This is a genomic window from Methylophilus sp. VKM B-3414, from assembly GCF_032248435.1.
GTDB lineage: Bacteria > Pseudomonadota > Gammaproteobacteria > Burkholderiales > Methylophilaceae > Methylophilus > Methylophilus glucosoxydans.
Genome location: NZ_JAVTLI010000011.1, coordinates 194,916 through 214,045, shown reverse-complemented (window position 1 = coordinate 214,045; position 19,130 = coordinate 194,916). Strand labels below are relative to the sequence as shown.

The following is a 19,130-nucleotide window of genomic DNA, read 5'->3' as shown; positions in this document are numbered from 1 at the left end:
GGATACAGAGTAATACGGCATCTCTAGGTTTGATAGACTGAAAAAACATAAAAAACCTTTATAAATCATATATTTAAATGTATCAATTGATACAAAAGTGCACTGATTGTATCTTTTGATACAAACGCAGTCTTTTTTCTACAAGCTGACTGCATAGATTGCTGTCAGCACTGGCGCTGTGCTATTTTAAAAGCGACTCTTTAACAGGAAATCCGATGCTTAGTTTGGTGTTTGATATTGAAACGATTCCCGATGTTGCCGGGATCCGCCAGTTACATGATCTGCCAGCCAGTTTGAGCGACGACGAGGTGGCGAATATCGCTTTTCATCAGCGGCGCCAGCAAAATGGCACGGAGTTTCTGCCGCATCATTTGCAGCGCGTGTGTGCGATTTCCTGCGCCTTGCGTGAAGGGAACCAATTTCGTGTCTGGACGCTGGGCGATGAGCAAGCCAGTGAAGCTGAAATTATCCAGCGCTTTTTTGACGGGATTGAAAAATACACCCCTAACCTGGTGAGCTGGAATGGGAGTGGTTTTGATTTGCCGGTGCTGCATTACCGCGCCATGGTGCATGGCATTGCTGCGCCACGCTATTGGGATCTGGGCGAAGACGACAAGGATTTTAAATGGAATAACTACATCAGCCGCTATCACATGCGCCATCTGGATTTAATGGATGTACTGGCCATGTATAGCGGACGTGCCAATGCCCCACTGGATGACATGGCCCAGCTGTGTGGCTTTCCAGGCAAGCTTGGCATGGATGGCAGCAAGGTCTGGCAGGCCTATCTTAACGGTGAAGTCAAGGCGATCCGCGATTATTGCGAAACGGATGTTGCCAATACGCATTTGGTGTACCTGCGCTTTTTAAAAATGCGTGGGCATTTGAATGAGGCCGGTTACCAGTCAGAAATCCAGCTGGTGCGGGATACGCTGGCAGCCTATCCTGGCGAACACTGGCAGCAGTTTATGGCTGCCTGGGACGCAATGGATTCCACTGTTTAAGGCGTCGCTGTCGGTGCGGGTTCCTCAGCGCTTTGATCGTCAGTGACCGGCTCGACAGTATCCTCATCAATCTTGTTTTTCCAATTAAGAATGATGCGTTTAGATTTTTTTGCGTCGTGCACAAAACGGTAGCGCTGCTCGCTACCCAGATAGCTGGCAACCGCCTGATATTTGCCACTTGGCAAGTTGAGCAACAGTCTCGGTGCGGCATGGTCTAGCGTAAATACTTCCTGATTTTTACTGTCCAGAATGGCCAGCTGGATATCATCAATGACGCGACCCGCCTTGCCCTCGGAAAACAGAAAATACAAATTGAATTGTTTTTTAAAGGCTTCCATGGCCTCTACTTCTTCTGAGCCTATGCCGCCAGTGACGTATTGCACCCCATGCACATCCTGCTGGATGGAAATCTCATCGGCATGGCACACCCCGGCCGCGAATAGCGAGAGGCAGATGGCGAGTGAAAGGCAATATTTTTTTAACATGGTGACCTCCTCATTTTGATTAGACCTTGAAACGATTGTATGCCCAAATCAGGTAAAATAACAGGTTATGAGAAATAGCCGTCAACGATCATCCAATTTATCCCCCGCTGCCAAGGCAGCGCAAACTCCGCGCCATGCCAGCATTGAATCACTCGACCAGGAAGGACGGGGCGTTGCCCATGTCGATGGTAAGGTGATTTTTATCGAAGGGGCCCTGCCATTTGAAGAAGTCCTGTTTGTTTCGCACCATGTCAAATCGACTTATGAGCTGGCGACCGCGACTGAGGTGCTGAAAGCTTCGAGTCAGCGCGTAACCCCTGGCTGTGCTTATTTTGGCATTTGCGGTGGCTGTGCCATGCAACATCTGGAGTTTTCGGCACAGGTCGCAGCCAAGCAACGCATGCTGGAAAATGATTTGTGGCATATTGGCCGTGTCAAACCTGCCAAGATTTTACCGCCTATCCAGGGCACCCCTTGGCACTACCGGCACAAAGCCCGTTTACGCGTGCGCTATGTCGAGAAAAAGGGTGGGGTGCTGGTGGGCTTTAATGAAAAGGGCAGCAGCTATGTCACTTTTATGGACAGCTGTGAAGTCCTGACCCAACCGGTGTCGGATTTGATCTTGCCGTTGAAAGCGTTGATTGGACAGCTCTCAGTTAAACAGTCGCTGCCACAGATTGAACTGGCGGTAGGTGAAGATGCTACGGTACTGGTGCTACGCATTCTGGAAGCGCTGACCGAGGACGATGTGGCCTTGCTGAAAACCTTTGAAGAGGCGCATGGTGTGCAAATGTGGACGCAAACCAAAGGTCCCGACACGGTCAAGCCTTTGTTTGATCATGGCGATAAATTGCACTACAGCCTGCCTGAGTTTGGTTTGGAGTATCCCTTTAATCCGACGGAGTTTACGCAGGTCAACCCTGCCATCAACCGTGTCATGATCCGTCGTGCCATGCAGTTGTTGCAGCCGCAGGCGGGTGAGCGTATCGCCGATTTTTTCTGTGGGCTCGGTAATTTTACCTTGCCGATTGCGCGTAGTGGCGCCACGGTATATGGGGTGGAAGGTGCGCAGGCGCTGGTGAAGCGGGCGATTGAAAACGCAGGCCTCAATGGCGTGACCAATGTCGAGTTTGCCGAGTCTGATCTGTTTGATATGACGCCTGAGTCATTATTGGCCTTGGGCGCGTTTGACAAATGGCTGATTGATCCCCCGCGTGATGGTGCGATTGAACTGATCAAGGCATTGCCCGAGGCTGAGGATCCGAATGACAGTCACGCGCCCTCGCGCATTGTTTATGTCTCTTGTAACCCTTCCACGCTGGCACGCGACGCTGCCATTCTGACTCAGGTCAAGGGTTACCGCTTAGAGGCGGCCGGGGTGATGAATATGTTCCCGCATACGGCGCACGTTGAATCGATTGCTGTGTTTGAGAAGGATTGATGTGCTAGCTGTTTCTCTGCGCTGGCTCAAGCTGGCGCACCTTTTGGCGTTGATCTGTTTAGGGGTAGGGGTGGCCGGCTGTTATTCCTCCAATGCACCGAATACACTGGTGTTTGCAGTGGCGCAGGCGCCACTCAATCTGGATCCGCGCTATGCTACCGATGCGGCTTCAGAGCGGGTCAATCGCCTGGTTTATCAGCGGCTGGTCGAGTTTGATGCCGCTTCACACGAGGTCGCCGGGTTGGCTTCGTGGCAGCAACTGGATGCCCTGCATTACCGTTTTCACTTGCTGCGGGCCCCAGTATTTCATGATGGCCAGCCTTTGACGGCCACCGATGTGAAAGCGACGTACGATAGCCTGCTCACACTCAAAGACTCGCCCCATACTGCCGAATTCAGACATATTCGTCACATTAGCACCCCGGATGCAAAGACCATAGACTTTACGTTGGCGCATGCCGATCCCCATTTTGCGGCGCGTATGATTGTCGGCATCCTCCCCGCACGATTAATTGCGGCTGCGCATGACTTTAGCCATGCGCCAGTGGGCAGTGGGCCGTTCAAGTTCGATGGCTGGTCATCTGCGCTGGTGCTGGAGCGATTGGGAGATGGACTCAAGGTGCGCTTTGAAGAAGTCAAAGACCCGAATGTGCGCGTGCTCAAGCTCAAGCGTGGTGAGGCCGATTTGATTCAGGGCGATTTGCCGCCAGAGCTGGTCAAGTATCTGCAAACACAAGCTAATATCACGGTGAATACCGGGGTGGGTGCCAATTATTCTTATCTGGGCATTAATGCCCAGGCAGCTTTTTTAAAGGATGCGCGCGTGCGGCAAGCGATTGCGTATGCGATTGATCCACAGGCCATCATCGATAAAGTCATGGTCAGTCAAAGTCGGCAAGCCAGTGCTATCCTGCCGCCCGAGCATTATGCGGGCAATGCGCAATTGCAGCCATATCATTACAATCCCGCTCGCGCCAGACAGTTATTGGCTGCTGCCGGGGTCAAGCTGCCGTTGACGCTGATCTATAAAACCAGCACAGACCCGCAACGGGTGCGGCTGGCGACGATTTTGCAGGCACAGATGCAAGCCGCAGGCATAGACTTGCAAATCAAGAGCCTGGATTGGGGCACTTTTTTTGCCGATGTGCAAAAAGGCAATTTTCAACTTTACGGCTTAACCTGGGTGGGCATTAAAACCCCGGAAATCTACGGCAAAGTCTTTGGTTCCAAGAGTATTCCGCCCACAGGCTTTAACCGAGGGCGGTATCAGGATGCCCAACTGGATGCCTTGCTGGAGAAAGAAGACTGGCCTGCCGTCACGCAACGTGTCCACCAGCAGTTGCCCGTGATTCCACTCTGGTATGAAGGTCAGTTTGCCGCCTATCGAGGATCAATTAAACGCTATACCCCGGCGCCGGATGGCAATTGGGATGGGTTGACCAAAGTGGCTTTTCACGCTGCGCCACATTAAGCTTGCTTAAACCGGGGCCTGAACACCAAACCAGTGGCCAATCAGCGCCGTGGCGACCATCGCCAGCGCGCCCCAGATCACCACGCGGATGACGCTTTTGCTGACACTGGCCCCGCCAGTGCGTGCGGCCACCATGCCTAGCAAGGCCAAAAATGGCAAGTTGCTGAACATCAGCCACGACTGCACTTGTGCATGCGGGGCGATCAGAGTGGTCAGCAATGGCAATAGCGCCCCGCTAGAAAAGGCTAATGCGGAGGCAAATGCGGCTTGCAGTGGTTTAGCCTGGTTGATGTCATGCAAGCCTAATTCGTCACGCGCATGTGCCCCTAAAGAATCATGTTGTGACAGCTCCTGGGCGACCTGTTTTGCCAGCGCAGGCGACAAACCGCGCTGGATATAAATGCCAGTGAGTTCGCGTAACTCGCTTTCAGGGTTTTGTGTGAGCTCTTGCGCCTCACGCGCTAGGTCGGCCTGTTCAATATCGGTTTGCGAGCTCACCGAGACATATTCGCCCGCAGCCATGGATAGCGCCCCCGCGACCAGCCCGGCAATGCCCGTCATCATTAATGCCTGTTGCGCAGTCCCTGCTGCTGCCACGCCCATCAGCAAACTGGCGGTAGAGATAATGCCATCATTGGCGCCTAATACGGCTGCACGTAACCAGCCACTGCGCTGTAAAAAATGTTTTTCATGATGTTGCATGGCGCACCTGTACGATTGAGGGGTTGCGATAGAGGGTAGAGTTTAAAAGCATTGGTGCAACGATTGTAATGCAATTTATATTGCCCCAGACGCTCGACTTGCAAATCTGCGGTCAACGGCCATGCAATTGCGATTAAATGGCTTAGAATAATAACTATGCATATTGATATTTCAATTCCGGCGCAAACGCTGACCTTGTTTGATGATCAGGGCCAGCCGCGCAAACAGTACGCAGTGTCAACGGCGGCGAATGGGGTAGGCTGTGTCAAAAACAGCGGTTGTACACCGCTAGGTACCCATATTGTTCGCGCCAAAATTGGCGAGGGCGCGCCGGAAAACACCGTATTCGTTGGCCGCCGGCCCACGGGAGAGATTTTTACACCAGCCTTGAAACAGGCGTTTCCTGAACGTGACTGGATTCTGACCCGCATTTTATGGCTCAGTGGTACCGAGCCAGGTAAAAACCGCCTCGGAGAAGTAGACACCATGCAGCGGTATATTTACATTCATGGCACGCCTGACAGCACCGAGCTCGGCAAGCCCGGTTCGCACGGCTGTGTACGCATGCGCAATTCAGACCTGATTGAGTTATTTGATCTGGTGCCTGTGGGTACCCCAGTCCATCTGCACGAGGCGGATGATTAAGCGTTTATTGACATTGCTGCCTGTGGTACTCGGGGTGCTCTGCCTGACATTCCTGCTACTACATCTGGTGCCGGGCGATCCGGTGGATGTCATGCTGGGCGAGTCTGCCAGTGTGGCCGACCGCGAGGCACTCAAAGCAGAACTCGGCCTGAATCAGCCAATGTGGCAGCAGTTTTTGCAATATACCGCCCATCTCTTGCACGGTGACTTTGGTGTCTCCATACACACGCATACCGATATTTCAACCTTGTTGCTGCAAACCTATCCAGCGACCATGCTATTGGCGGTGTCGGCCTTATGCATAGGCATCAGTATCGGTGTTCCGCTGGGCGTTTGGTCTGCACTGAAGGCAGGACATTGGCAAGACGTGATGATCACCTTGTTCAGTATCCGTGTCGCGGCCATGCCGGCATTTTGGCTAGGACCGTTACTCATGCTGGTGTTTGCCGTCTGGCTGGGCTGGTTGCCCGTGAGCGGGATGGAAAGCGCGGCAAGTGTAGTGTTGCCCGCGCTGACTCTGGGCTTGGGCTTAAGTGCCATTCTCACGCGCATGACACGCACCAGCTTGCTCGAGGTCTTGCATGAAGACTATATCCGCACGGCGCGCGCCAAAGGCTTAAGTGAGCAACAAGTGATCCTTAAACATGCCCTGCGGGCGGCCTTGTTGCCGCTGGTGACCATTGTTGGTCTGCAAATGGGCAGTTTGCTGGCCGGGGCGGTGATCACAGAAACCATTTTTGGCTGGAATGGCGTCGGCCGCCTGCTGGTGGATAGCATAGAAAAACGCGACTACCCGGTGACGCAAGCCTGTGTGCTGGTGATTGCCTTGAGCTATGTACTGATTAACCAGGGCACAGATTTGGCCTATCGCTGGCTGGATCCACGCACGCGAGGTCAGGCATGAAGACCTTTTCGCTGCTGACCCTGGCGTTTTGGCTGCTGGCGGTACTACTTGGTCGCCTGGTCGAGATGAGCCCTAACCAGATTGATCTGGATGCGATTTTGCAGTGGCCAAGTGCACAACACTGGCTGGGGACTGATGATCTGGGCCGTGACATTCTGGCACGCGTGTTACATGGCGTGGAAGTGTCATTCATGGTGACGGTGATTGTGACGACCATGACCATGGCGATAGGGCTGACGATAGGCTTGCTGGCCGGGTATCATGGCGGCAGACTGGATGATGTACTCATGCAAATCACCAGTATTTTTCTGGCGTTTCCCGGGATCTTGCTGGCGATTGCGTTTGCCGCCGTGCTGGGCGCAGGTCTCAATAACCTGATCCTGGCCTTGTGTCTGACCGGCTGGGTGACCTACGCCAGGCTATCGCGCGGGCAAGCTCTGGCGCTACGCCAGCGCCTGCATGTGCTGGCGGCCGAGTCATTAGGCGCTGGCACATGGCGCATCATGTTGCGCCACATCTTGCCGCTATTGCTGTCGATTTTAATGGTTGAGGCCGCCTACAGCATGGCCAGTGTCATGATTGCCGAAGCTTCGCTGTCCTTTCTTGGCCTGGGGATTCAGGCCCCGGAGGCCTCCTGGGGCGCCATGTTGCGTGATGCGGTGCGCTTTATGCTGGTCGCCCCCCATTATGTGTTGACCGTAGGCCTGTGCATGATGAGCCTGATCCTGGCAATTAACTTGGGGGGGGATGTCTTGCGGGACAAGCTGGATGTGCGTCAGGGAGTGCAAGCATGAAAAAACAATACCGTTATTACGACCTCATTATGGCCGCATTTGCGGTTGTGCTGGTTTGTTCCAACCTGATCGGTCCCGGCAAAATCACCGAAGTCCATGCGCCGTTGCTGGGTGCGCTCACATTCGGTGCGGGCATCATGTTTTTCCCCATCAGTTTTATTTTTGGCGATATCCTCACTGAGGTGTATGGCTATGCCGCCTCGCGCCGCGTCATCTGGACCGGCTTTATCTGCCTGGCTTTTGCCAGCCTCATGGTCTGGGTGATTGTGGCCTTGCCGCCCGCCCCGGATTGGCATGATCAGGCGGCCTATCAATCTGTGTTTGGCTCGACCGCCCGCATTGCGCTGGCCTCGCTGGTGTCTTTTGTGGCCGGTGAGTTTGTGAATTCCTTTGTCCTGGCCAAAATGAAAGTGTTGACCAGTGGCCGCTGGTTATGGAGCCGCACCATAGGCTCGACCATTTTTGGCGAGGCGGTTGATACCATGTTATTTTTTCCGCTGGCCTTTTATGGCTCAGGCGAATTCCCAGATGCCATGATGCCGCAAATTGTGCTGGCGCAATTTACGGCCAAAGTGCTGGTAGAAGTCGCTTTTACGCCAGTCACCTATAAAATCGTCGCTTTTCTCAAACGGGCAGAAAAAGAAGACTATTACGATACCCATACCGACTTTAGCCCGTTTAAGCTTTAAACTGGCTACCTTTGACAACTTCTGATTATCGGAACCCCATTGACCCTGATTAACTGGTACGAAAAAAACAAAACACAAGCCGCTGACTGGCAGTCAGAAGCGGGTAACCCTGCGCCCAAAGCCGTGGTGATTGCAGACGACACCACCAAAGCGGATGAAGCCTACCGTCTGGCGTGTGAGGGCACCGCCTTGCTATATCGCGGTGACTTTCAAAACGCCAAGCAATTGCTGCAAGCGATTACGCGGCGTGTAGACCGAAAACCAGTCAAACCGGCGGCTAGCCTGCTGGAAGCGTTTCACCAGCATCGCGCGCGCCAGATCGGTCGTGCCAATATTACGAATAAAGTATTAATCGAGCTTAAGTATGGTGCCTGCGATTTGCCGCGTGCGCCAGACGTCAAAGCGGCTGTGCAGGCGGCTTTGATTGTGGATGACAATACCGGCAAACTGCCTGCAAGACTTGTGCTCTCATTGCGTGAGTTGCTAGGCATGGTGGGCGCGCATGAGTGGCGTAAAAAAGGCGTGCCGATTCATGCGCTGAATGCCAATATACATGCGCATTACGGGGTGTATTCGCCCGTACGTGGTGAGTATCTCGACCTCATTGACCAGGCGCCGCTTAATAGTCCGCAGGTGGCCTGGGATATTGGTACCGGCACGGGGGTGATTGCCGCCATTTTAGTGGCGCGGGGCGTCAAGCAAGTCGTCGCAACGGACAACCAGCCGCGTGCATTGGCGTGTGCCACCGAAAACATCCAGCGGTTGAATATGCAAAGCAATATTCAAGTCATGCAGGCAGACTTGTTTCCAGCGGGTAGTGCGGACCTGATTGTCTGTAATCCTCCCTGGCTACCTGCCAAAGCGAATGCGCCGATTGAGCATGCCGTGTATGACCCCGAAAGCAAGATGCTGAAAGGCTTTTTAAGTGGCTTGAAAGCGCATTTAAATCCTGAGGGCGAGGGGTGGCTGATAATGTCTAATTTGGCTGAGCAGATTGGCTTGCGCCAGCCTGAGGCCTTAAATACATGGATCCATGAAGCAGGGTTGCAGGTGGTCGACAAGCTGGATATTGCGCCAACACATGCCAAGGCCAGCGATCAATCGGATCCGTTATATGCTGCCCGTGCCAAAGAAGTAACCAGTCTTTATCGGTTAAAATGCGTTTGAATTTTGAATAATAGGAATTTGTTATGTCTTTAGGTCCCGTCATGCTGGATGTGGTCGGCAAGGAACTCACCGCCGATGATATCCGCCGCTTGCAACATCCGCTAGTCGGCGGGGTGATACTGTTCGCGCGTAACTTTGAGAGTTGCGCGCAGCTCAAGGCGCTCACTGCCAGTATACATGCGGTGCGTCAGCCGCCGCTGCTGATTGCCGTGGATCATGAAGGCGGCCGGGTGCAGCGCTTCCGAGAAGGCTTTACCAAAATCCCGCCCATGCGCGAGTTTGGCCATATTTGGGACAAAAACCCACGCAAAGCGAAAGAGCTGGCGGTAGAGGCCGGGTATGTGCTGGGCGCAGAGCTAAGGGCGCATGGCGTGGATTTCAGCTTTACGCCAGTGCTGGATATGGACTATGGCGACAGCCTGGTGATTGGGGATCGCGCGTTTCACCGTGATCCGCAGGCGATTAATGAGTTGGCGTTTAGCCTGATGCAAGGCCTTAAAAAGGCTGGCATGGCTGCGGTGGGCAAACATTTCCCCGGGCATGGTTTTGTGGTGGCAGATTCGCATGTGAGCATTCCGGTGGATGACCGCGAGTTTGACCAGATTGCACAAAACGACATGCAGCCGTTTGTACGCATGATAGACGAGGGCTTGCATGCGGTGATGCCCGCACATGTGATTTATCCCAAGGTCGATGATAAACCGGCCGGCTTCTCGTCCCGCTGGCTGCAAAAAGTGCTGCGTGAGCGCTTGGGCTTTAATGGTGTCATTTTCAGTGATGACTTGAGTATGGAAGGCGCCACCGTGGCAGGTGACGTCACTGCACGAACCATGGCTGCCTTGAACGCCGGGTGCGATATGGTGTTGTTATGCAACCGCCCGGACTTGGCCGATGAATTGTTAAGCAAGCTAGCGTGGAAGATTTCTGCACAAAGTATTGCACGCCTGGCACGTATGCATGGCGGTCATCATCCGCAGGATATGGTGGCATTACGAGAGTCTGCGGCCTATGTAGAAGCGGTCAAGCGTGTGGCCATGGTCGGTCAAAAAGAGGCGGATTTGTTTGCTTGAAGCCGGACGGTTGCGGTAAGCTAGACAATTATTGATGACAATCTAATCACGGCGTAAACATCGGTATCAATTATGAAATGGATCATTCTTGGCATTTTCTTGGCTTCGGTCAGTTATGTGCACTTCAGGGGCAAGGTCAGGCACCGCTTTTATCGCCAGATATTTGACCATTCCGGCATTGTTTCGCCATTCAATGTATTTTTATATCTGTTCTCCAAAGCGCCGACCACGCCGTATTTGCCGGTGCATGACTTCCCGGAACTGAAAGCGATCACCGACCGCTGGCAGGAGATCCGTGAAGAAGCGTTGTATGTACGCGAACAGGAGCGCATTGCTGCGGCCAAGACCAATAACGATGCCGGGTTTAACTCGTTTTTTAAAACCGGCTGGAAACGTTTTTATCTCAAGTGGTATGACGCACATCATCCCTCTGCCAGCATTTACTGCCCAAAAACAGTCGCCTTACTGCAAAGCATCCCCAGCGTCAAAGCCGCCATGTTTGCCGAGTTGCCGCCTGGCGCGCATCTGCGCCCACATCGTGATCCCTATGCGGGTTCTTTACGCTTTCACCTAGGGCTTGCCACCCCTAATGACGATCAGTGTTTTATCCGCGTCGATGGCGAGGATTACAGCTGGCGTGATGGGCAGGCCGTCATGTTTGATGAAACCTATATCCATGAAGCCTATAACAAGACCAATGAAACGCGTGTGATTCTGTTTTGCGACATTGAACGCCCCATGCGCTATCGCTGGGCGCAGGCAGTCAACCGCTTTCTTGCCAATACCATCGTCACTGCAGCCAGTTCGCCAAATGAAGCCGGGGACCAGACCGGCGTCATTAACCGCCTGTTTCATTATGCCTGGGTGATCGGTCAGTACCGCCGCCGTTTTAAAAAGTGGAATAAAACCGTTTATCAAATCACGCGCATCGTGCTGATTGCGGCAGTCATTTACGGGCTGTGGAAGCTGTAAACTGAACGATTGTTCACACAAATGTCACGCAAAGCCTTGAAACTTTAGGTGTTTGCCATTATCTTAACTACAGAAGCTGTTTTTAGTTTTAATTGAAAAGAGGAAATACACTATGTCAGATATGCAAGTTTTAGGTCGTGACGGTCAATTATCCGAAACGCAAAATCGCGTACTGCGCAATACATACGCCTTGCTGGGTTTGAGCATGGTGCCAACCGTGATCGGTGCCTATGTTGGCCTGCAGATGAATTTTGGCTGGATGGCGGCACACCCGTTCATGTTCTTTATCGGTTTTATGGCTGTCATGTTTGGTATGTTTAAACTGATTGCGGTTAACCAGAACAGCGGTGTAGGCGTGTGGTTGCTGTTGGCACTGACGTTTGTCTTTGGCGTGATGCTTGGCCCTATCCTGCAATTTGCCCTGCATCTGCGCAACGGCGCTGAAATTGTCGGCTTGGCAGCTGCGGGAACTGGGATTACCTTCCTGAGTTTGGCTGGTATCGGCTCATCCCCAGCCCGTGACTTCAGCGGTATCGGCAAGTTCCTGATGATAGGTCTGATTCTGGCGATTGTCGCTGGTTTGGCTAATATGTACTTCCAGATTCCAGCCTTGTCATTGGCAATCTCTGGTGTCTCAGTGCTGATTTTCTCCGGCTACATTTTGTACGACGTGAACCAGATCGTGCGCGGCGGTCAGACCAACTATGTGATGGCGACCTTGAATCTGTATCTGGATATCTACAACCTGTTTGTGAACCTGTTGAATATTTTGCTGGCAGTATTAGGCAACCGCGACTAAGTTCTGAGTTTTGCATCTCAAAAAAACCCGCCAAGCATTTGGCGGGTTTTTTATTTGCATCAATTTAGTTCATGCGAAAAAGGAGTTTGTGATTGGTTGTTTTTAGCCATCGTGGTTTATTTCAACCAATTTATATGGTTGTTAAAGTTTAATTATTATTTAAGTGTTTGATTTAATTTGAATAAAAGTTTCGTTTTATATGGATTGATTTTTGCATTGAAGACTCCTTGATGGAGGGGTGAAGTGCTAAACAATAAAATCAAATCAATCTTATTTCTGGCGGGCTATTCTTGCCTAACAATTGCTGCGGATAACAATGATGAATCTGTAAGCCAGCAACCAAAAGCCGCAGATACTAAGGCCACTATTGAGTTGGATGAGGTGCAAGTTAAGGCGAAGCGTCGGAGAATTATTACGCCATTGCCTGGAGTGCCAATTGATAAAGCTACGGCTACGACAAACATTCAGAGTGCTACTGGTAAGGAAATTGCTGAGTCTAAAGCGCTAAATGTTACAGAGTTCATGAATAATAATTTGCAATCTGTGACGACTAATGATTATGCAGGCAATCCTTTTCAGCAGGACCTCAATTTCCGTGGGTTTACTGCTTCGCCTCAAATTGGTACTCCTCAAGGAATTTCAGTTTACTTAGATGGCGTCAGAGTAAATGAGGCTTTTGGGGAGGTTGTGAATTGGGATTTGATACCGATGAATGCTATATCAAGCTTAAATCTCATTCCTGGATCAAATCCCCTTTTTGGACTTAACACCATTGGTGGTGCACTAGCAATCCGTACAAAGGATGGGTTCTCGGATAATTATTTGCGTACTCAATATTTAACAGGCGCTTGGGGGAGAAATCAGTTTCAAATATCTAATGGGGTGAATAATGGTCAGTTTGGTTTCTTTACGGCTTACAATCATTTTGCAGAGGATGGTTGGCGAGATAATTCGCCAAGTAATGTTCGGCAATTATTTAATAAGGCAACGCTCAGATTTGATAAAGCTGAGTTTAATTTGACCGCATTAAATATAGATACCAATTTAGTCGGAAATGGAATGTTGCCATTTGAGATGGCAGACCAAAATCGCAAACAGGTATTTACTTCTCCAGATCAAGTACAAAACTCCCTAGAACATTACAATTTTAGTGGCAGTTGGTACGTGAATGATAATTTCACGCTTTCAGCGATGGCTTATAAAAGAAAGATGAGCCAAAGTGCGATTGGTGCGGATGTTTATGATGCGTATTCACGACTGGTGTCTGCCTGGGGAGATGATATTGATGGTGATGGGATTGTTGATGCTGGCAAAATTAATGGCTTGTTCAATTACTCCAACTTAAAACAGGGGAGTGATGGTTTTAATCTGCAGGCTGCTTTTGATTTAGATAAGCATCAAATTGTCGCGGGGATCTCACTAGATACGAATAAGGTAAGTTTTTTACAATCTCAACAGTTAGGGGAGATTAATGATGCAGACCATTCAGTATCGGTGGTGACTGATCCAATTTTTGAAACTTTTGGTTTTTTCCCAGCATACATGACAATTGAGCGTAACAATCTCAAAGGTACTAGCAAGACAGAAAGTATTTATGCATTTGATACATGGTCACCCACCGAAAGTTTGCATATCAGTCTTGGCGCACGTATGAATTGGGCAAATGTAAAAAATACCCTTGTTTCAGACAGTGGAAAAGAGTTTTACAATTTTACAACTAACGATTTGCGTCCAGCCAGACAAAAATGTCTTGTTCAAGGAGACACTAGCCCTAATCGTGGACGCTTTATTTGTAGTGAGGGTGATTATGATTACAGAAGTTTTAATCCTTCACTTGGTGTGACTTGGGAGGTTAAGGATAGCCTTTCTACGTATGCCAATGTCAGTCGTGGAGCAAGAACACCAACTGTGATTGAACTTGGCTGTGCGAATGATCCTACCAAAAGTAATGCGCCTGGAAGTACAAACTACCAGTTCGGTTGCTCTATTCCAACTTCCCTATCCTCGGATCCATATCTAAAGCAGATTCGTTCTACTGCATATGAGACTGGTCTAAGAGGTGAGACTGGTGGTTGGGATTGGAATGTTGGATATTTCAGAACGGAAATCACCGACGATATTTTGTTTGTTCCGCTAGGCCGAAAAAATCGCGGAGTCTTTAACAACTTTGGACGAACCTTACGTGAAGGGTTGGAGTTTGGAATCAAGGGTGATTTTGATAGTGACAAGATTAGTTTGAACTATACCTTGATGGCTGCAACATTTGAGTCCTATGCTCGGATTATCAATGATGCTAACAGTACCAACGGCCAGACTGTTTCCGCCAATGCTGCACAAGCATTTGTCGATGTTCATTCCGGGGATGAAATTCCCGGAATGCCTAATAATATTATCCAGGCGAGCTGGAATCATCGTTTTAGTGAGCGATTTGATGCAACACTGTCTATGGTCATGCACTCCTCAGCTTATGTGCGTGGAAATGAAAATAATAAACATCAGCCTAGATCAGCTTTGCCTGGAGAGCTATACGATTACATTGGAGAGGGATCTACGTCTGGATATGCAGTATTTAACTTAAGAGCGAACTATAAATTTCGTCCTGGTATCAACGCATATATTAAGTTTGATAATATTTTTGATCGAGAATACTCAACAGCGGGAGCGCTTGGTCGTAACCCATTTAGTGCATCTGGAAGCTTTCAAACAAATACAAGTCAATGGAACAATACAACTTTTATAGGTCCTGGAGCACCTAGAGCAATTTGGATTGGTGTTTCATTAGACTGGGATTGGAAGAATAAAACGTTTAAAGATTAGCAATAAGTCATCTTAATTATTTAAAAGCCATGATTAAAAATCATGGCTTTTTACTTGGTGGTTATGAGCAGCCATTCATGGTTGTTTTCAACCAGGTTGGAACTGTGACAGGCCTATGATGAGTGGTAACTAAATTAAAGGTATATGAAAGTGATGCTCACTTTAAGTTTTAATTTAAATTTTAAAACAATAGGTTACGTTCTTTTCTGGTGGCGAAGCCTAAGTCTTTCATGAATAAAAGCAGGCGGGAGAGTGTTCTGGCACAGCATTTGCAAATGTAAGCATACTGTAATAAGCCATCTTAAATGAGGCATATAAAAATTATCCCATCGGGAGCAGTGACACACGAGTATTCACCGGCCATGAAAATGCAGGTGATGAAAGAATTAATGCTTTTTTATTTAGGAGAATATGGATGAAGTTGAAAACATTAATGCTCGCAACATTGATGACACTTGGTGTCAACGCTGCGAATGCTGGTCAATTCGTTACCTTGACCAATGGTAACGGTACAAACTTGACTTTAGCTAACGGTGGATTGATTAATGGTGCCAATAGTTTAAATGCAGATAAATTCTATATTGAGAACTTATCAACAAGCACATATTTGGCAGGGTATGAGTATGGCTCAGATAACGGGACTATCGCTACGACCCTGAACTACAGAGCTTTTACTGGTGCAAACTCAACCTTTGGTACATTAACTTTGGTTGATTATAAAATTACTCAAAATGTTCCTCTGCTGCCAGGTGTGCCACAAGCGACCATTTTTGATTACGTTTATCGTGATAGCGTTGATGGTAAGCTCGTTTTCGGCACAAGGTATATGAACCTGGTTGATAACGATCAAGAGGTTAACTATTTATATCGCCAAGGTGCAGGTGGTAATGTTTCTACTTCTTGGACATTTTTGAGTGACTTCGACCTTCGTATGTATCAGGCAGGTCAAACAAATGACACAACTTATAACTCTTCTGTGCAATATGTAAACGGTGTTGTACGTCAGAAGGCTGACATTAGTGTATCTGAAGGCAATCCATGGTCTGGATTGTATCTTGTAAAGTCTGATGCAGTTAATTACGCGCTGGGAAATAATGCAATTGGCTTCTATCAGGCGGGTGAAGAAGGTCAGGTTGTAGTCGGTAACTATATCAGTGGTTTCTTGGCAGCCCCTATTCCTGAGCCTGAAAACTATGCTTTGATGATGTTGGGCATGGGTGTTATTGCAGCCGCACGCCGTCAGAAAAAACAAACTAAATAATAAAAACTAAGTTCACTTTAAACTTGAAAAATATTTTTTAAATAAGGGCGGTAACTCCGCCCATTTCTTGAGGGGAATCTCTATGAAAAATGTAATTAAAACTTCTGTACTGGCTGCATTGTTGGCTCTGTCAGCTCAAGCCTCTGCTAAAACTGCAATCTTTGATTTGAACTTTATTGCTACAAATAACTACGGCACAACTTCAAGCAGTGTAGGGTCCGTTACGATGACTGATTTGGCAGACTTGAACTTGGGTGACGGTGCCAGTGGTGTTCGTGTAACCGTGCGATTGAATAATCTGAGCCAGTTTGCTTCTGGTAACACCGGTGCAGTTTGGATTTCATCTTACGAGATGAACTTTGCAGGTACAGATACTTTAGGGAATGATAACTACCGCAATGTGGCTGGTTTAGGTACAAACGATATTGAGTGGGAAGAAAATGGTTGCGTTAGCTACGGCACAAACTGTGGTACTCCTCAAAAAGGTTGGGGTGGTGCGACGGGTGATGCTGCTTGGGGACAAGAAATCAATTTTGCAACCAGCACTTTTACCAATGGGCAATTCTCAACGATTGATTATCTGAACGGTGGTGTTGCTGGCTACACAGGTTTCTCAGTGGATCAGTTTCTGGCAAATGCTGTAAGCAATAATGGCGACACTAATGCGCCTGATGCATATTTCTGGATTCGTATCCGTGGTAACACCGCTCAAAACGGTGGTGGTATGGCTTCAAGTGGCTACTGGGGTAATAGCATCACTAACAGTTCTGGTAATGGTTTGAACTACCGATTGAATGTGTTGGCTACAACTGCAACCGTTGTACCAGAAGCTGAAACATTCGCCATGATGATGGCAGGCTTGGGTCTGATTGGTGGCATCGTTCGCCGTCGCAAAGCTGTTTAATTTTAAGCTGTATCCGTTGTAAAACAAACCCGCCTTTGGCGGGTTTATTATTTTATATGGCTGTGATAAGCGCTTGTGATCTGGTCGTTATCCATTTGATTTGGCTAAGCGACGCTGCCTGAAGAAATCACTTAATAACGCGCCACACTCATCAGCCAAGACGCCATGACTCACCACACAGTGATGATTGAGTTTCTGCTCCGCCATCAAATTCACTACACTGCCGCAACAACCCGTTTTGGGGTCGCTGGCACCGTAAACCAGACGCGCAATTCTGGCATGTTGTATGGCGCCGCTACACATGGCACACGGCTCAAGGGTGACGTATAAAGTGCAGCCAACCAGTCTATAGTTACCTAAGTGCTGCGCTGCTTCACGCATGGCCTGGATTTCCGCATGGGCGGTGGGGTCATTAAGGCTGATGGGGGCGTTGCGGCCTTTGCCGATAATCTGCCCCTCTTTGACCACAATCGCGCCGACCGGGACCTCGCCCAGGTTTGCTGCCTCATTTGCCAGCGCGATGGCAATGCGCATAAATGCTTCGTCTTGCATGCTTATCTACTACTATTTTTATCGGCGAGGCGGATCAGTATGTACACCAGCCCCATGACAAATGCGCCGGCCAGCCAGATGGCGATTTCTTCATAAGTCGGTGTGGCATCTTGTACAGGGAGCACAATCAGTTTGCGCAAAAACATGACCAGTACCACCTCGACAAAGGTTTCTACCAGTAATTTGTGGCCGCGCAGGTAGCGAATTTCTGCCGAGATGAGGGCAGAGATGGACCATAACAGCATCAAGGTGCCCAAGGCGCGCAAAAAGCCATGAACCAGATTATGTGCGTAAGCCGCTTCCTTCACGTCGAGGAAAAATAGCCAGGTAAACATCAATACAGAAGTGGCCAGAGCAAGGCCGATAATAATATGCGCGAACCCATTGAGCCAAAGCATGGCCTTGATGGCGATGCGGTTGAGTGGTGCAAATTCTTCAGGTAGTTGTTCTTGCGACATATTGGATCCAATCAATGCGACAGCAAGGATGATAAATCATTTGCTAAGCAATTGCTCCAGTGGAATCTCGCAACAGGCTTTGAGCAGCCATTGCATGGCTTTGCCCATTTCGCTGGGCCGCTGTTGGCGCCAGGCAATAAAAGTGGGTCCCACCGGTTTCGGTTCTGATACCTGTTTTAGCACAAGTTTGCCCTGCGCAGCGGCCGCTTGTGCCATAAATTTGGGTAGATAGCCGATGGCAATTCCTGCCATTTGCGCCTTTAATTTTGTCTGCATGTCAGGCACGGTGAGTACATCCTGGCCAGAAAGAATGCCTGAGGTCCTTGGGGGCAGGTTGCGTGAACTATCTGCGGCCGCTACAACGCGATACTGCACAATATCACTGGCGCTGAGCGGCTCTGGTAATGCAGCAAGCGGATGATGCGGGGCCACAGCAAACACAAATTCCAGTTGTCCGAGCAAATGTGTAGAGAAGCCGCCGCCAGGCGGCGCATCTCCTGGAGCGCCGATAGAGATATCAGCTCGCCCCGACTGTAATGCATCCCAACTCCCGCCATACACCTCACGGACCAGCTTCACACGGGTGCCAAAGCCCTGCTGGTAAAAGGCTTGTAGGAGATTGAGTACCGGGTCAAAGTCGAACAAATCGCTAATCGCAATGGCAATATCAGTTTCAATACCGGTCGCAACGCGTTGTACGCGGCGCTCCAGCGCATGGGCGGCATCTAGCAAATAACGGCCTTCTTTAAGCAGTTCGGCACCGGCTTCGGTCAGCGTGGCGCGGTGGCCACTGCGGTCAAAAAGCTCCAGCCCCAAATCTTCTTCCAGTCTGCGGATGGTGTAGGTGAGTGCCGAGGGGACACGGTATAGCGACTCAGCCGCGGCGGCAAAACTGCCTTTGCGGTCAATCGCATCAATGACTTCAAGGGCTTCCAGACTCAGTTTAATGGCCATAGCTGAAGGGATAAGGTTGAAAAAGGGCGGGGTGGTTCATC

General features: G+C 49.7%; 19 protein-coding genes. 14 read left to right on the top strand and 5 right to left on the bottom strand.

What is annotated here, in order from left to right:
* The first annotated feature begins 215 nt into the window (after window positions 1–215).
* Window positions 216–1,004, top strand: a complete 789-nt coding sequence (locus Q9292_RS12145; RefSeq protein WP_313988409.1) for a 3'-5' exonuclease — start codon at window positions 216–218, stop codon at window positions 1,002–1,004.
* On the opposite strand, the gene Q9292_RS12140 is transcribed toward Q9292_RS12145, so the two are convergent.
* On the bottom strand, window positions 1,001–1,489 hold the full coding sequence (locus tag Q9292_RS12140; protein ID WP_313988406.1) for a hypothetical protein: 489 nt from the start codon (window positions 1,487–1,489) through the stop codon (window positions 1,001–1,003). The genes Q9292_RS12145 and Q9292_RS12140 overlap by 4 nt on opposite strands.
* A 67-nt stretch (window positions 1,490–1,556) precedes the next feature.
* Between Q9292_RS12140 and rlmD the strand changes: the two genes are divergently transcribed.
* Entirely contained in the window at window positions 1,557–2,930 is a 1,374-nt protein-coding gene (gene rlmD, locus Q9292_RS12135) for a 23S rRNA (uracil(1939)-C(5))-methyltransferase RlmD (protein WP_194748197.1), read from the top strand.
* Between the two features lie 70 nt (window positions 2,931–3,000).
* The gene (locus Q9292_RS12130) at window positions 3,001–4,401 is read left to right on the top strand and encodes an ABC transporter substrate-binding protein (protein ID WP_313988487.1); all 1,401 of its coding nucleotides are present in this window, start codon (window positions 3,001–3,003) and stop codon (window positions 4,399–4,401) included.
* A gap of 6 nt (window positions 4,402–4,407) precedes the next feature.
* Here Q9292_RS12130 and Q9292_RS12125 read toward each other — a convergent pair whose 3' ends face one another.
* Window positions 4,408–5,103, bottom strand: a complete 696-nt coding sequence (locus tag Q9292_RS12125; RefSeq protein WP_313988401.1) for a VIT family protein — start codon at window positions 5,101–5,103, stop codon at window positions 4,408–4,410.
* Between the two features lie 156 nt (window positions 5,104–5,259).
* Between Q9292_RS12125 and Q9292_RS12120 the strand changes: the two genes are divergently transcribed.
* From Q9292_RS12120 to Q9292_RS12070, 11 genes are all read left to right on the top strand, one after another.
* On the top strand, window positions 5,260–5,748 hold the full coding sequence (locus Q9292_RS12120; protein WP_313988398.1) for a L,D-transpeptidase: 489 nt from the start codon (window positions 5,260–5,262) through the stop codon (window positions 5,746–5,748).
* The gene (nikB, locus tag Q9292_RS12115) at window positions 5,741–6,652 is read left to right on the top strand and encodes a nickel ABC transporter permease (RefSeq protein ID WP_313988396.1); all 912 of its coding nucleotides are present in this window, start codon (window positions 5,741–5,743) and stop codon (window positions 6,650–6,652) included. Before Q9292_RS12120 ends, nikB begins: the two co-directional genes overlap by 8 nt.
* Window positions 6,649–7,446: an ABC transporter permease gene (locus Q9292_RS12110; protein ID WP_313988392.1), complete on the top strand. Its 798-nt coding sequence runs from the start codon at window positions 6,649–6,651 to the stop codon at window positions 7,444–7,446. The genes nikB and Q9292_RS12110 overlap by 4 nt, the downstream gene beginning before the upstream one ends.
* Window positions 7,443–8,135, top strand: a complete 693-nt coding sequence (locus Q9292_RS12105; RefSeq protein ID WP_313988389.1) for a queuosine precursor transporter — start codon at window positions 7,443–7,445, stop codon at window positions 8,133–8,135. The genes Q9292_RS12110 and Q9292_RS12105 overlap by 4 nt, the downstream gene beginning before the upstream one ends.
* Before the next feature lie 39 nt (window positions 8,136–8,174).
* On the top strand, window positions 8,175–9,302 hold the full coding sequence (locus Q9292_RS12100; protein ID WP_313988386.1) for a class I SAM-dependent methyltransferase: 1,128 nt from the start codon (window positions 8,175–8,177) through the stop codon (window positions 9,300–9,302).
* A gap of 23 nt (window positions 9,303–9,325) precedes the next feature.
* Window positions 9,326–10,372, top strand: coding sequence for a beta-N-acetylhexosaminidase (nagZ, locus tag Q9292_RS12095; RefSeq protein WP_313988383.1), 1,047 nt, complete (start codon window positions 9,326–9,328; stop codon window positions 10,370–10,372).
* A gap of 72 nt (window positions 10,373–10,444) precedes the next feature.
* Window positions 10,445–11,344, top strand: a complete 900-nt coding sequence (gene lpxO, locus Q9292_RS12090; RefSeq protein ID WP_313988381.1) for a lipid A hydroxylase LpxO — start codon at window positions 10,445–10,447, stop codon at window positions 11,342–11,344.
* 112 nt (window positions 11,345–11,456) lie between these two features.
* Window positions 11,457–12,143, top strand: a complete 687-nt coding sequence (locus tag Q9292_RS12085) for a Bax inhibitor-1/YccA family protein (RefSeq protein WP_275355822.1) — start codon at window positions 11,457–11,459, stop codon at window positions 12,141–12,143.
* A gap of 243 nt (window positions 12,144–12,386) precedes the next feature.
* Window positions 12,387–14,960 carry a TonB-dependent receptor gene (locus tag Q9292_RS12080; RefSeq protein WP_313988379.1) on the top strand — a complete coding sequence of 858 codons (2,574 nt, stop codon included), beginning with the start codon at window positions 12,387–12,389 and terminating at the stop codon, window positions 14,958–14,960.
* 415 nt (window positions 14,961–15,375) lie between these two features.
* Entirely contained in the window at window positions 15,376–16,221 is an 846-nt protein-coding gene (locus Q9292_RS12075) for a PEP-CTERM sorting domain-containing protein (protein ID WP_275355819.1), read from the top strand.
* Window positions 16,222–16,303: 82 nt separating this feature from the next.
* The gene (locus Q9292_RS12070; RefSeq protein ID WP_275355817.1) at window positions 16,304–17,125 is read left to right on the top strand and encodes a PEP-CTERM sorting domain-containing protein; all 822 of its coding nucleotides are present in this window, start codon (window positions 16,304–16,306) and stop codon (window positions 17,123–17,125) included.
* A gap of 87 nt (window positions 17,126–17,212) precedes the next feature.
* On the opposite strand, the gene tadA is transcribed toward Q9292_RS12070, so the two are convergent.
* Genes tadA through Q9292_RS12055 form a run of 3 tightly spaced genes read right to left on the bottom strand, consistent with a single transcriptional unit; the run spans window position 17,213 to window position 19,089 of the window.
* Window positions 17,213–17,677 carry a tRNA adenosine(34) deaminase TadA gene (gene tadA / locus Q9292_RS12065; protein WP_313988374.1) on the bottom strand — a complete coding sequence of 155 codons (465 nt, stop codon included), beginning with the start codon at window positions 17,675–17,677 and terminating at the stop codon, window positions 17,213–17,215.
* Between the two features lie 2 nt (window positions 17,678–17,679).
* On the bottom strand, window positions 17,680–18,135 hold the full coding sequence (locus Q9292_RS12060) for a phosphate-starvation-inducible PsiE family protein (protein ID WP_194748184.1): 456 nt from the start codon (window positions 18,133–18,135) through the stop codon (window positions 17,680–17,682).
* Window positions 18,136–18,171: 36 nt separating this feature from the next.
* Window positions 18,172–19,089 (bottom strand): LysR family transcriptional regulator, encoded by a 918-nt coding sequence (locus Q9292_RS12055; protein WP_313988370.1) that lies wholly within the window; start codon window positions 19,087–19,089, stop codon window positions 18,172–18,174.
* Window positions 19,090–19,130: the final 41 nt, after the last annotated feature.